Below are 13,843 nucleotides of genomic sequence, written 5' to 3' on the forward strand. Positions count from 1 at the left end.
GTCAGCCTCCCGTTTGCGCCATGAACCGCACGATACGTTCAGGGCGGCTTACGAAATCGTGGCGTTCCGGTTTGGCGGCGATGCCCGCCAGAATCGCCCGCGTCAGTTGGGCGTTGCTAGCCCCGCCGCGCAGCAGCCGGCCCAGCGGCAACTGGTCTTCCTGCCCCAGACACAGGTATAGCGTGCCGTCCACGCCCAGGCGCACCCGGTTGCACGCGGCGCAGAAATGGCGCGACATCGGGGTAATCACGCCCAGCACCGGCGCACCCTCGCCCGCTGTCCAGTACCGTGCCGGTCCGGTGCCCGCCCCGGCCAGCGACGGCACCAGCCCGGCGTCGGCCGCCAGCCGCGCGCCCAACGCGTTCAGGTCCGTATGCGTGAAGCCCCGGCCGCATTCGCCCATCGGCATCGGTTCGATCAGGCGCAGCACAAACCCTTGCGCCACGGCGTAGTCCAGTAAGCGCCGCACTTCGGCCTCGGGCGTGGCGGCGTGCACCACGCTGTTCAGCTTGATGGGGGAATAGCCCGCTTGCCGGGCCGCGGCCAAGCCGGCCAGCACCGAATCCAGGCAGTCCCGTCCGGTGATCTGGCTGAAGGCCGCGGCATCCAGGGTGTCCAGGCTGATGTTCAGCCGGTTCACGCCCGCGGCGCGCAGGGATTCGGCATGGCGGACCAGTTGCGTGCCGTTGGTCGAGACGGACAGGTCGGCCAGCCCCGGCATCGCGGCGATGTCTTGCGCCAGATCGGCCACGCCCCGGCGCAGCAGCGGTTCGCCGCCCGTCAGCCGGACCTTGCTGACGCCCAGGCCCACGAATAGACCGACCAGTCTGGCCATTTCGTCATGGCGCAGCCAATTGGCCGGCGTCTCGAACCCCTTGAAGTCCTTCGGCAGGCAGTAGCTGCAACGCAAATCGCAGCGGTCGGTAACGGAAACGCGCAGGTAATCGATCCGGCGCCCGAATCCGTCTGTCAGCGGTCCCGCAGCGGGCTCGTCCATCATGCGGCGCTCCCGCCGTAGACACGTTCGGGTTCGCCGCCAGCGGCAAGATCGATCCCCTGAACGTCGGCGCGCTCGACCAGCAGCTTGGTGTACTGCCGCCAGGCCGTGTCGCGGCTCATCGAGGTGAGCGCCATGGCAATCTGCTGCGCCACGTGCTCATACGGCAACAGCCGGCCTTCGATGCGGCGCGTCACCCGCACGATGTGCAGCCCGTGACGGGTTTGCAGCAACTGCGGCAGCAACCCGCCCGAGGGCAGCGCGAAGACGGCCCGTTCGAACTCCGGCACGGTGTCGCCGCGGCCCAACTGGCCCAAGTTGCCGCCCACCGTCGCCGATGGGCAGTTGGACTGCTCGCGCGCGACCTCGGCGAAGCGCGAAGGATCGGCCAGCAGCTCCTGCAGCACCACGTTGGCGTGGGCGCGCAGCATGTCCAGGTTCACGCTGGGCGTGACCTGGAACAGGATGTGGTCGGCTTCAACCAGCTCACCCACCATGAAACGTTGCGGGTGCATCTGATAAAAGCGGCGGCAGGCAGCGTCGTCGGCTTCGGGCGCCGGCGCCTGCGCGGCGAGCAAGGCGCCGAGGGCGGCCTCTTCGTCTTCGGCGGCCAGCCCAAGCCGTTCCGCTTCGTCCAGCAGCACCCGGCGCAAGACCAGCGCGGTGACCGCGTGGCGCATCGGATTGTCGGCATCCGCGTGCAGCGGCAGTTCACGTTCCAGATCTGCGTCGTTCAGTTCGACGCCATTGACGATGACAGGCATGTTCGGCTCCTGGGTGCGTGTCGATTCAGCGCGGGCGGACCAACTGCCACGCGCGGCCCAGATAGCCCAGCGAGGCAAAGCCGCTCCAGACGTGCACCAGGCGGGTGAACGGGAAGATGACAAACAGCGTCAGGCCCATGAACAGGTGCGCCTTGAACAGCAGGGGCACGTCGGCAATATGGCTGGCGGCGTCGCCCTGGAAGGTGACGATGTGCTGCGCCCAGGTCATCAGGCGCACCATCATTTCGCCGTCCATGTGGCCAGCCGACAGCACGATGGTCGACAGGCCCAGCAGCAAGGTGACAAGGATCCACAACAGCAGCAGCTTGTCGCCGGGGCGCGTCGTGCGGGCGATGCGCGGATCGGTCAGCCGGCGGTGGATCAGGATCAACAAGCCGATCAGGCAGATGCCGCCCATGATGCCGCCAGCCGCCATCGCGACCGTCTGCTTCAGCGTGTGCGAGACGCCCAGGATCTCCCACACCACGACCGGCGTGAGCAGGCCGGCCAGATGGCCGAAGAACAGGCCCAGGATGCCGACGTGGAACAGGATGTTCCCCAGCCGCAACTGGCCGCGGTGCAGCAGTTGCGAGCTATCTGTCTTCCAGGTGTATTGCTCGCGTTCGAAGCGCGCCAGGCTGCCCAGCAGGAAGACCGTCAGCGCAATATAGGGATAGATGCCGAAGAGAAACTGATTCAGGGAATTCATGATGCGTCGTCCTGAGCATTAATGGGCGGTCGGCGCCCGGGGGTAGAAGCGCAGGGTTTGCGCGCCATCGCCCGAGAACGGCCGCAGCAAGGGTTCCACGCCGTCCTGGCTGACGCCGAAGGTCTCCATGGCGTCATCCATGTCGCGCACGGGCGGCGCCGTCTGTTCGCGCGGAGTCACGGTGGACTGCGCGCGCAGCACCGCGAAGATGCCCGCGTAGGGGCTGCCGCCCTTGGCGAGCCGCGCGCCGATGGCGGCCAGCACATGGATCGCTTCGTCCAGCAGTTCCTGCGCTTCTCCGGGTTCGATCACCCCCAGAAACTCAAGGAACAACGGCACATGGTCGGGCAGCTCGGACACGATGGGTTCGAAGCCGTGGCCGCGGTAGGTCTCCAGCAGGTCGACCATGGCCTGGCCGCGGTCGCGGCTTTCGCCGTGCACGTGTTCAAACAGGTGCAGCGAATGCGAGCGGTTGCGGTCGAACGTGGCCACGTAGTTCTCTTGCACGGCGATCAAGCCGTTGGTGGCCAGGTAGGCGATAAGCGGCTGCAGGGATTCCTCGGCATCGGGGTCGGCGGCAAGCGCCGACTCCACGTCGCCCAAGGCGTCCAGCAGCTCGGGCTCGGGATAGCTGAGCAAAGCGGAAAGCAAACGGTACAGGTTCATGGAGTTCTCCTTTCCTAGCGCGCCACGGCGGCTTTCTTGCGGGATTTCGGCATCTCGATGAAGATCTCGCTGCCTTCGGGCTTGCGTCCGAACAAGGTGCCTTCGGACACGCCGCCCGAGCAGCCATTGCCGAATGTGAACCCGCAACTGCCCTTCTCGTTGAAGCTGTCTTCCACGACTTCCTTATGGCTGCTGGGCACGACGAAGCGGTCCTCGTAGTCGGCAATGGCCATGATCTTGTACATGTCCTGCACGGTGGCCTCGGTCAGGCCGACCTGTTCCAGCAAGGCTGTGTCGCGTTCGCCGTGCACGGTTTCCGACCGCTTGTAGGCGCGCATGGCCAGCATGCGCTCCAGGGCTTGCAACACCGGCGCTTCCTTGCCGGCCGTCAGCAGGTTGGCCAGGTAACGCACGGGAATGCGCAGGCTGGACACGTCCGGAATCATCGCGCTCTTGCCCACGGTGCGCTGAGGCATCTGGCCGGCTTCCGCGGCCGTCTGGATGGGCGACAGCGGCGGGATGTACCAAACCATCGGCAACGTGCGGTATTCCGGGTGCAGCGGGAAGGCAACGCGCCATTGCACCGCCATCTTGTAGACGGGCGATTGGCGCGCGGCTTCCAGCCACGATTCCGGAATGCCCTGTTCGCGGGCGGCGGTGATCACTTCCGGCGAATGCGGGTCCAGGAACAGATCCAGCTGCGATTCGTACAGGTCTTGCTCGTCGGCGGTGGCCGCCGCGCGCTCGATCTGGTCGGCGTCGTACAACATGACGCCCAGGTAGCGGATGCGGCCCACGCAGGTTTCCGAGCAGACGGTCGGCTGGCCGGCTTCGATGCGCGGGTAGCAGAACGTGCACTTTTCGGCCTTGCCGCTGCTCCAGTTGTAGTAGATCTTCTTGTACGGGCAGCCCGAGATGCACATGCGCCAGCCGCGGCACTTGTCCTGGTCCACCAGCACGATGCCGTCGTCTTCACGCTTGTAGATGGAACCGGACGGGCAGCTGGCGACACAGGCCGGGTTCAGGCAGTGTTCGCACAGGCGCGGCAGGTACATCATGAAGGTGTTCTCGAACGTCGAGTACATCTCTTTCTGCACGCCTTCGAAAAGCGCGTCCCGGCTGCGCGAACTGAATTCGCCGCCCAGGTCGTCCTCCCAGTTCGGGCCCCAGTGGATCTTGTCCATCTTCTTGCCCGTCAGCACCGAAATGGGGCGGGCGGTGGGCGGCGTCTGCAGCAAAGGCGCGTTCTGCAGATGCTCGTAGTCGAACGTGAAGGGTTCGTAGTAGTCGTCGATGGCCGGCAGGTTCGGGTTGGCGAACAGGTTGGCCAGGATACGCAGCTTGCCGCCCTGGCGCGGTTCCAGCTTGCCGGCGGCGGTGCGCTTCCAGCCGCCCTTCCACTTGTCCTGGTTCTCCCATTCCTTGGGATAACCGATGCCGGGCTTGGTCTCGACGTTGTTGAACCAGGCGTATTCGACACCGTCGCGGCTGGTCCAGACGTTCTTGCAGGTCACCGAGCAAGTGTGGCAGCCAATGCACTTGTCCAGGTTCAGCACCATGCCGATTTGGGCGCGTATCCTCATGATTGCTTCTCTTTTTGTTGCGTTGCTTCCATGGCGGGGTCCTCAACCAACGGGCCTTCCAGCCAGTCCACTTTCTTCATCTTGCGCAGCACCACGAATTCGTCGCGGTTGGCGCCGACCGTGCCGTAGTAGTTGAAACCGTAGGCCTGCTGCGCGTAGCCGCCGATCATGTGCGTGGGCTTGAGCACCGTGCGCGTGACCGAGTTGTGGATGCCGCCGCGCTTGCCGCTGGTTTCGGCGCCCGGCACGTTCACGATCTTTTCCTGCGCGTGATACATCAGGCACATGCCCACCGGCACGCGCTGGCTGACCACCACGCGCGCGGTCAAGGTGCCGTTCACGTTGAAGACTTCCACCCAATCGTTGTCGACCAGTCCGGCCTGCTTGGCTTCGGTTTCGGACACCCACACGTGGGGGCCGCCGCGGCTGAGGGTCAACATCCGGAGGTTGTCCGAGTACGTGCTGTGGATGCCCCATTTCTGGTGCGGCGTCAGCCAGTTCAGGACCAGTTCCTTTTCGCCGTTCGGGTAGCGGCCCAGCATGGGCGCCACCGTCTTGGTGTCGATGGCCGGCTTGTACACGCAGGAACCTTCACCAAAATCCAGCATCCAGCGGTGGTCCTGGTAGAACTGCTGGCGGCCGGTCAGCGTGCGCCACGGGATCAATTCGTGCACATTGGTATAGCCGGCGTTGTAGCTGACCTCTTCGCTTTCCAGGCCTGACCACGTCGGCGCGGAAATGATCTTGCGCGGCTGCGCCTGGACATCGCGAAAGCGGATCTTGTCGTGCTCGCGGCCGGCGGCCAGGTGCGTGTGTTCGCGTCCGGTGATCTTGCCCAGCGCTTCCCAGGCTTTGACCGACACGTGGCCGTTGGTCTCGGGCGCAAAGGTCAGGATCATTTCGGCGGCGTCGATGGCGGTATCCAGGCGCGGACGGCCCTGGCTGACGCCGGCCTCGGCCACGCTTTCATTGATGCCGGCCAACTCGCGCACTTCGTGCTCGGTGTTCCAGTTGATGCCCTTGCCGCCGTTGCCCAGCTTGTCCAGCAAGGGGCCGACGGACGTGAACTTGCGGTAGATGTCGTTGTAGTCGCGTTCGACGACGGTCATGGACGGCGCGGTCTTGCCCGGCACCAGGTCGCACTCGCCCAGTTTCCAGTCCTTCGGCTCGAAGGCCTGGCCCAGTTCTCCCGGCGTGTCGTGCATCAGCGGCGTCAGCACCAGGTCGCGGCGCTTGCCCAGGTAAGGACCGCCGATCTCGCTGAACTTCTTGGCCAGCAGTTTGTAGATCTCCCAGTCGGTCTTGCTTTCCCACAGCGGTTGCACCGCTTCGCTCAAGGGGTGGATGAACGGGTGCATGTCGGACGTGTTCAGGTCGTCCTTTTCATACCAGGTGGCCGTCGGCAGCACGATGTCGCCATACAGGCAGGTGGTGCTCATGCGGAAGTCCAGTACGGTCAGCAGGTCCAGCTTGCCTTCGGCCGCGTCGTCCTGGAACGTCACTTCCGTGGGCTTGATCGCGTCGCCTTCGTCGCCGAACACCGCGTTCTGCGTGCCCAGGAGGTACTTCAAAAAGTACTCGTGGCCCTTGCCGCTTGAACCCAGGATGTTGGAACGCCAGACGAACATGTTGCGCGGGAAGTTCGCCGGATCGTCCGGGTCTTCGCACGACATGCGCAGCGCCCCGGACTTCAGTTGCTCGACGGCATGCGCCACGGGGTCGACGCCGGCGGCTTCGGCCTGGGCCACCACGTCCAGCGGGTTGGTGCGCAGTTGCGGCGCCGACGGCAGCCAGCCCATGCGCTCGGCGCGGGCGTTCAGGTCGATCATGCTGAATTCGCCATACTTGGCGCGGTCGGCGGTCGGCCCCAGGATTTCCTGCACATTCAGCTTTTCATGACGCCACTGGCTGGTATGCGCATAGAAGAAGGACGTGCCGTTCATCTGGCGCGGCGGGCGCACCCAATCCGATCCGAACGCCAGCGGCGCCCAGCCAAACTGCGGACGCAGCTTTTCCTGGCCCACATAGTGCGCCCAGCCGCCCCCGCTCTTGCCGACGCAGCCGCACATCATCAGCATGTTGATGATGCCGCGGTAGATCATGTCCATGTGATACCAGTGATTCAGGCCAGCGCCCACGATCACCATCGACTTGCCTTCGGTATCGTGCGCGTTCTGCGCGAATTCGCGCGCCACCTGGATCACCTGCGCGCGCGGCACGCCGGTGTGCTTTTCCTGCCATGCGGGCGTATAGGGCACGTCGTCGTCGAAGGACGACGCGACGTTGCCGCCGCCCAGGCCGCGGTCCAGCCCGTAGTTGGCCATTTGCAGGTCATACACGGTGGCGACCAGCGCGTCCGTGCCGTCGGCCAGGCGGATGCGGCGGGCCGGCACGTTGCGCACCAGCAGTTCGTCGTGTTCGCTGCCGAAGTACGGAAAGCCCACGCCCACTACGTCGCCGTCGGCGCCGACCAGGCTCAAGGTCGGTTCGATCTCGCGGCCGTTGCCGCCGTCCTTGGATTCCAGGTTCCAGCGCCCGACCTTTTCGCCGCCGTTGACCGCGCCTTCGCCCCAGCGAAAGCCAATACTGCCGTTGGGCGCCACCAGGTCGCCGCTGCGCGCGTCCAGCACCAGCGTCTTCCAATCGGGGTTGTTCTGCTCACCCAGCGCGCCATCCAGGTGCGAGGCACGCAGGAAATGGTCGGGCGCATAGAAGCCGTCGCGTTCTTTCAGCAAGACCAGCATCGGCATGTCGGTATAGCGGCGCACGTAATCCTGGAAGTACGGCGACGGATTCGCCGACAGGTGGAATTCCTTCAGGATCACGTGCCCCATGGCCATCGCCAGCGCGGCATCGGTACCCTGTTTGGGCGCCAGCCAGATATCGCCGAACTTGACCATTTCGCCGAAATCGCTGGAAACAGCGACGGTCTTGGTGCCCTTGTAGCGGACCTCGGTGTAGAAGTGCGCGTCGGGCGTGCGGGTCTGGGGCACGTTCGAGCCCCACACCATCAAATAGGTGGAGTTGTACCAGTCGGCCGATTCCGGCACGTCGGTCTGTTCGCCCCAGACTTGCGGGCTGGCGGGCGGCAGATCGCAGTACCAGTCATAGAAGCTCAGGCAGGCGCCGCCCAGCAGGCTGAGGTAGCGCGCACCAGCGGCGTAGCTGACCATGGACATGGCCGGGATGGGCGAAAAGCCGATCACGCGGTCCGGGCCGTATTTCTTGATGGTCAGCGCGTTAGCGGCAGCGATGATTTCGGTGGCCGTATCCCAATCGGCGCGCACGAAGCCGCCCAGGCCGCGAATGGCCTTGTAGCGCTTGGCGCGAACGGGGTCCTGGCTGATCCATTCCCAGGCGGCGATGGGGTCCATGGTCTTGCGCGCTTCGCGCCACATTTCCATCAGGCGGCCCCGAATCATCGGGTACTTCACCCGCTGCGCCGAATACACGTACCAGCTGTAAGAAGCGCCACGGGGACAGCCGCGAGGTTCGTGGTTGGGCAGGTCGGGGCGCGTGCGCGGGTAGTCCGTCTGCTGCGTTTCCCAGGTGATCAGGCCGTTCTTGACGTAGACCTTCCACGAACACGACCCCGTGCAGTTCACGCCGTGGGTCGAACGCACGACCTTGTCGTGCTGCCAACGGGAGCGATAGGCGTTTTCCCACTTGCGGTCTTCGTTGACCGTTTCGCCGTGGCCGTTCGCGAAGGTGGACTTCACCCGCGACATGAACTTCAGCCGGTCCAGAAAATGACTCATTGTGTTTCTCCAAGAACGCCGGCCTGGCCGGCGCGTACTGCGATCAATGCCGTTGAAACCACTTTAGGCGCCGCTCCGTCCCCCGCCTATTCGCCAGTGGCACAGGCCGGGCGCGGCAAAGTGACTAGTCACCTGGCCGCGCGCGCGGCGCGCGCTCAGCAAGGCACCGGCGCGTTGCGGCGCGCGTAGAACCACCAGGTGATCAGCATGCAAGTGGCGTAGAAGCCGATGAAGCAATACAGCGCCGCCTGCACGCCGCCCGTCATTTCCAGCGACGTGCCGAAGCTGCGCGGGATGAAAAAGCCGCCGTAGGCGCCGATGGCGCCGGAAAAGCCCAGCACGGCGGCGGATTCCTTGGCCGCTTCGCTCATGGCCTGCTTCTGGCCCGCAGCGCCCTTGCCTTGCGCGGCCTGCGTGCGTTCGCGCAGGAAGATCACGGGGATCATGCGGAACGTGGACCCGTTGCCCAGGCCGGTCAGCGCGAACAGCACGATGAACATGGCCAGAAAGCCGTTGAAATCGCCGCCCTGCCCGCCCACGGGCAGGAACATCACCACGCCCAGCACCGCGGCGATCATGCCGGCGAAGGTGAACAGCGTGACGCGCGCGCCGCCCAGCTTGTCGGACACCCACCCGCCCACGGGACGCGTCAGCGAACCCACCAGCGGGCCGAGAAACGCGTAGGTCATGGGATTGACCTGCGGGAACAGCGTCTTGGTCAACATGGCGAAGCCTGCCGAAAACCCGATGAACGAACCGAACGTGCCGACGTACAGCCAGCACATCAGCCAGTTGTGCTTGCGTTTGAAGATCACGGCCTGATCGGCGAACGATGCGCGCGCGTCGGCGATGTCGTTCATGCCAAACCACGCGGCGATGGCCGCGATGGCGATGGGGATCACCCAGATGAAGCCCGCGTTCTGCAGCCACAGGTTCTGCTGCGCGCCGTTGACGGTGATTTCCTGCGGTGCGCCGCCCGCCACGCCGAAGACGCCCACCGAGATCACCACCGGCACCACGAACTGCACCAGCGATACGCCCAGGTTGCCGATGCCGGCGTTCAGGCCCGTGGCCAGGCCTTTCTTTTCTTTGGGAAAAAAGAAGCTGATGTTGGCCATGCTGGAACTGAAGTTGCCGCCGCCCAGGCCGCACAGCAGCGCCAGGATCAACAGCGTGGGAAACGAGGTGGTCGGGTCGCGCAGCGCAAAGCCCATGCCCAAGGCGGGGATCAGCAGCGAGGCCGTGGAGATGGCCGTCCATTTTCGGCCACCGAAAACGGGCACCAGGAAAGAATAGAAAATGCGCAACGTGGCGCCAGACAACGCGGGCAACGCGGTCAGCCAGAACAGCTGGTTCTTGGACAGCATGAAGCCGGCGCGGTCCAGGTTGACCACCACCACGCTCCACAGCATCCAGATACTGAAGGCCAGCATCAGCGCCGGAATGGAGATCCAGAGATTGCGGTTGGCGACGCGCGCGCCGGTCTGCTTCCAGAAACCGGGGTTATCCGGCTCCCAACGCGATAGCACTTGAGTGGACATGATGAAGGCTCTTTTTAGGTGAAGGGGTCGGACGCGGGATCAAGCGGTTTGCTTGCGAACGGCCGCCGAGGCGCTGGCCGCGCTTTCCGGCCGGAAACTGAAGTGCATGAAGACCAGCGATACGCAGACCGTGCCGTACAGCAGCATGAATGCGCTGGAGCGCACGCCGGTCAGGTCCAGCAGCACGCCGAACAGGATGGGCAGGACGAAACCGCCCAGGCCGCCCGCCAGGCCGACAATGCCGGACACGGCGCCGATGTTGTCGCCGAATTCATCCGAGATGAACTTGAAGACCGATGCCTTGCCGATTGCCATGGCGATGCCGACGATGAACAGCAGCACGGTGAACGAGACCGGCCCCAACGCGATGCCGAAGCTGCGCGGGCCATCGGCCGTCATGATGGTGAATTCGGTTTGCGGATAGCTCAGCAGGAAGAACGCCACCCAGCACACCCACATCACCCACCACGTGGTCTTGTAGGCGCCGTGGCGATCAGAAATCCAGCCGCCCAGCGCGCGCAGCACGCCGCCGGGCAACGAGAAGCAGGCGGCCAGCAACGCGGCCAGCTTCATGTCGAAGCCGTATTCGCCGATGTAGTACTTGGTCATCCACAGCGCCAGCGCGACGTACCCGCCGAACACCACCGAGTAGTACTGGCAGTAGCGCCAGACGCGCGGGTCTTTCAGCATGGCGAACTGCGCGGACAGCGTCGCGCCGCGCGTGACGCGGTGGGCGGGGTCCGACGCGGAAAACATCCAGAACAGCACGGCGGTGACCAGCAAGGCCACGGCATACACCTGGGGCACGATGACCCAGGCGCCGCCAGCGGCCGCGATCAGCGCCGGCGCCACGAACTTGGTAATGGCCGACCCGGAGTTGCCCGCGCCGAACACGCCCATCGCCAAGCCTTGCTTGCTGCGCGGGAACCAGCGCGCCACGTAGGGCGTGCCGACCGAGAACGAGCCGCCCGTCAGGCCGACGAACAAGGCCAGCACCAGGAACTGCCAGTACTCGGTGGCATAGGACAGCAGCCAGATCGGCACCACCGCCAGCAGCATCAGGATGAAGAACACCGGACGGCCGCCATAGCGGTCGGTCCAGATGCCCAGCGGCACCCGCACCAGCGACCCGGTCAGCACCGGCATGGCGGCCAACAGGCCGAACTGGGTTTCGGACAAGCCCAACTGGGCCTTGATGGGGATCCCCAACACCGCGAAGATCATCCAGACCGCGAAACAGATGGTGAAGGCGAACGTGCTGGAAATCAGGACCCGCATCGGCCTGCCGGACGGGGAAGTTGCTGCTGTCATGGTTACTCTCGCTTGGCTCACGGATACATGCGGCTAGCCTAGGGGCCAAGCGCCCCCGCCGCCATTCGCCGGCTGACCATCCGGCCCCTGCCAATGTGCCTAGTCACCGCAGCGTTCCCGGACCGGTTTGCGTTGCGTCAAACAACCGCGCTGGCGACTGCGCGGCCTCGGTATTAATATGTATTTTCAATACACCTTAAACACCGCAGACCGCCATGCCTCCGCTGATGACCATCGACGAACCCGCTCCGGCCGCCCGGCCGCCCCGCCCCCAATGGCGCGCCTTCACCGAAATGGGGTTCCGCCCGCTGTACCTGGCGGGCTGCTTCTGGGCGCTGGCGTCCGTGTGGCTGTGGGTACATGCCCCGGCGCGCATCACCGGCGTCATGGGCGGCATGTTCTGGCATGCCCACGAGATGCTGTGGGGCTTTGTCGCCACCATCGGCGTGGGGTTCCTGCTGACCGCCGGCGCCAACTGGACGGGCAAGAACCCGTTGCGCGGCAACGCGCTGGCCGGGCTGTGCCTGCTATGGATCGTGGCGCGCGCGGGCTACCTGATGCCGGGCCGGCCGGCGTTCCTGGTGGCCGCCGCCGCGGATATGGGCTTTTTCCTGTGGGGCGCCGCCGCCTTGGGCCGCGCCGTCTGGGTCACGCGCAATCAGCGCAACGCGGGCGTGCCTTTCCTGTTGTTGGGGCTGGCGGCCGCCAACGCGATGTACCTGTGGGCCGTCGTGCAGGGCGACTATCTGGCCTTGATGCGTTATTTCAATGCGGGGCTGCTGTGCATGGCGGTGCTGACGCTGCTGATCGCGCGCCGCGTCCTGCCCTTCTTCGCCAAGCGTGCGGTGGCCGGCCTGGACATCCCGCCGCATACGCGCAGCGGACATTGGCAACTGGCGCTGGGCGTGGTCGCCATCGCCTGCCTGGTTGCCGGCGCGCCGCGCGCGGCCTCGCTGGCGCTGGCCGCGACAGGACTGATCGCGCTGGCGCAATGGGTGTCGTGGAAGCCCTGGGCCGTGCGCCGCGTGCCGCTGCTATGGATTTTGTATGCCGGGTATCTGGGGGTGGGGATCGGCCTGCTGGTGGGCGCCGCGCACTTGGCCGGCTATGTCGTGCGCCCGGCCTGGCCCGCCCACGTGGTCGGGGTGGCCGGCTTTGCGGTGCTGATCCTGGGGATGGTCACCCGTACTGCCCTGGGCCATCTGGGCCGGCCGCTGCAAACCGACCGCAGCATGGTCGCCAGCTACGCGCTGATGATCCTGGCGGCGCTGCTACGCCTGGCCGCGCTGCTGCCCACCGCCGCGTCCGTCGGCTTCCTGCACGCGTCGACCACGGCCTGGGTGTTGGCGCTGGGGCTGTACCTGTGGCGTTTCTTTCCGATGATGATCCGGCCGCGCGCCGACGCCGCCAAGCCGGCGGCGCCCGTCATGCGCGTGGTGCCGGTGGCGCGGCGCACGTAGCACCCGCGGCGCGGGCGCCGACAGGGCCGCGCGTCTGGCGCGCAGCCCACCCGGCCCGGCAACGGCCTCAGTCGCGGCCCGCCCGGCCTTCCCGGCGCTCGATGGCCTCGACTTCGCGCTTCATCGCCTTGAGCCAGGACTTGAGCGCCCCCTGGTCCGAAAACTGCATGACCTCGTGCTCAAGTTCGCTGATGTATTCCTGGATGTCGACGATATCGGCGTCCAGTTCCTCGATCACCGTTTCCGGATCGAACGAGGCGAAGGGGTCCAGGTCGTAGCGCAGCTTGAAACCCGCTTCCGCATACGCGGACTGGTGCAACACCTCATCCAGCTGGGCTTGCAGGATGGCGTTGAGCTGCGGCAGGCGCGCGTCGGCGATGTCGCCAGCAGTGTCCACGTCGGCTTGAAGATCCGGATTACCGGCGGCCTGGCTGGCGCGTTCGCGCTCGGCATCTTGCAGCGCTTGCCACGCCACGGCATTCGGCGTGGTGGTCCGGGTGGCCAGGCGTGCCAGCGCCAGCAGTTCCTCGGCCTCGTCATCCTCGTATTCGTCCTGGATACGCTGGAGCAGTTGCGCCGGCGACCAGGCGGCCGCATCGGCGTCAGGGTCCAGGCCTAGCGCGTCGGCCAGCTCGATCTTGGCGTCTTCGGTCTCTTCGGACACGTCCGTGTCGTAATCGGAGCCGCCATGTTTCTTGTAAAGCGTCTTGAGCCGGCCCGTGTCGCAGCCCGCCGGCAACGCGCCCTTGGCGGCCAATTGCAGCAGTTCTTCCGAAAATTCCACCACCAGTTCGGACACGAATTCACGCTCCGACTTGGACAGCCCCATATTTTTGTGCGCGTGGTCGAAACACAGCACCAGCTTCATGCGCAGTTCATGCAGCTGGTGTTCCAACGGCACCAGCCCTTCGGCGTACTTCTGCCGGTAATCCGCCTCAATGGCGTGCCATTGCCGCAAACGGGCGCGTTCGGTCTCCAGCCTTGCCTGAAGGCGGTCGAACAACTGCCGCGGATTTTCGAGGGGATGCTCGCCCATGAACCTGCTCCTTGCTGA

The 13,843-nt window shown here is 65.5% G+C and carries 10 protein-coding genes; 1 reads left to right on the forward strand and 9 read right to left on the reverse strand.

The annotated features are described in order from the left end of the window. Nucleotide 1 precedes the first annotated feature (1 nt). The 8 genes from moaA to ACI0FO_RS05905 all read right to left on the reverse strand — a co-directional run bounded on the left by moaA (nucleotide 2) and on the right by ACI0FO_RS05905 (nucleotide 11,296). Nucleotides 2-1,000 (reverse strand): GTP 3',8-cyclase MoaA, encoded by a 999-nt coding sequence (gene moaA / locus ACI0FO_RS05870; protein WP_416024897.1) that lies wholly within the window; start codon nucleotides 998-1,000, stop codon nucleotides 2-4. Continuing rightward, nucleotides 997-1,761 carry a peptidylprolyl isomerase gene (locus ACI0FO_RS05875; protein WP_416024898.1) on the reverse strand — a complete coding sequence of 255 codons (765 nt, stop codon included), beginning with the start codon at nucleotides 1,759-1,761 and terminating at the stop codon, nucleotides 997-999. The genes moaA and ACI0FO_RS05875 overlap by 4 nt, the downstream gene beginning before the upstream one ends. A gap of 25 nt (nucleotides 1,762-1,786) precedes the next feature. Further along, the gene (gene narI / locus ACI0FO_RS05880) at nucleotides 1,787-2,470 is read right to left on the reverse strand and encodes a respiratory nitrate reductase subunit gamma (RefSeq protein WP_416024899.1); all 684 of its coding nucleotides are present in this window, start codon (nucleotides 2,468-2,470) and stop codon (nucleotides 1,787-1,789) included. Between the two features lie 18 nt (nucleotides 2,471-2,488). After that, nucleotides 2,489-3,136: a nitrate reductase molybdenum cofactor assembly chaperone gene (gene narJ / locus ACI0FO_RS05885; protein ID WP_416024901.1), complete on the reverse strand. Its 648-nt coding sequence runs from the start codon at nucleotides 3,134-3,136 to the stop codon at nucleotides 2,489-2,491. Nucleotides 3,137-3,150: 14 nt separating this feature from the next. Further along, a complete protein-coding gene (gene narH, locus ACI0FO_RS05890; RefSeq protein ID WP_416024903.1) occupies nucleotides 3,151-4,719 on the reverse strand; it encodes a nitrate reductase subunit beta in 1,569 nt (522 codons plus the stop codon). Further along, on the reverse strand, nucleotides 4,716-8,477 hold the full coding sequence (locus ACI0FO_RS05895; protein WP_416024905.1) for a nitrate reductase subunit alpha: 3,762 nt from the start codon (nucleotides 8,475-8,477) through the stop codon (nucleotides 4,716-4,718). Before ACI0FO_RS05895 ends, narH begins: the two co-directional genes overlap by 4 nt. A gap of 155 nt (nucleotides 8,478-8,632) precedes the next feature. Further along, nucleotides 8,633-10,018, reverse strand: a complete 1,386-nt coding sequence (locus tag ACI0FO_RS05900) for a NarK family nitrate/nitrite MFS transporter (protein WP_416024907.1) — start codon at nucleotides 10,016-10,018, stop codon at nucleotides 8,633-8,635. 39 nt (nucleotides 10,019-10,057) lie between these two features. Then, nucleotides 10,058-11,296 (reverse strand): MFS transporter, encoded by a 1,239-nt coding sequence (locus ACI0FO_RS05905; RefSeq protein WP_416025665.1) that lies wholly within the window; start codon nucleotides 11,294-11,296, stop codon nucleotides 10,058-10,060. A 248-nt stretch (nucleotides 11,297-11,544) separates the two neighbouring features. Here ACI0FO_RS05905 and ACI0FO_RS05910 point away from each other — a divergent pair, with 248 nt between their 5' ends. After that, nucleotides 11,545-12,789 (forward strand): NnrS family protein, encoded by a 1,245-nt coding sequence (locus ACI0FO_RS05910; RefSeq protein WP_416024909.1) that lies wholly within the window; start codon nucleotides 11,545-11,547, stop codon nucleotides 12,787-12,789. A 67-nt stretch (nucleotides 12,790-12,856) separates the two neighbouring features. Here ACI0FO_RS05910 and ACI0FO_RS05915 read toward each other — a convergent pair whose 3' ends face one another. After that, nucleotides 12,857-13,825 carry a molecular chaperone DnaJ gene (locus ACI0FO_RS05915; protein ID WP_416024911.1) on the reverse strand — a complete coding sequence of 323 codons (969 nt, stop codon included), beginning with the start codon at nucleotides 13,823-13,825 and terminating at the stop codon, nucleotides 12,857-12,859. Nucleotides 13,826-13,843 lie beyond the last annotated feature (18 nt).

The organism is Achromobacter marplatensis (assembly GCF_049060505.1).
Lineage (GTDB): Bacteria > Pseudomonadota > Gammaproteobacteria > Burkholderiales > Burkholderiaceae_B > Achromobacter > Achromobacter marplatensis_A.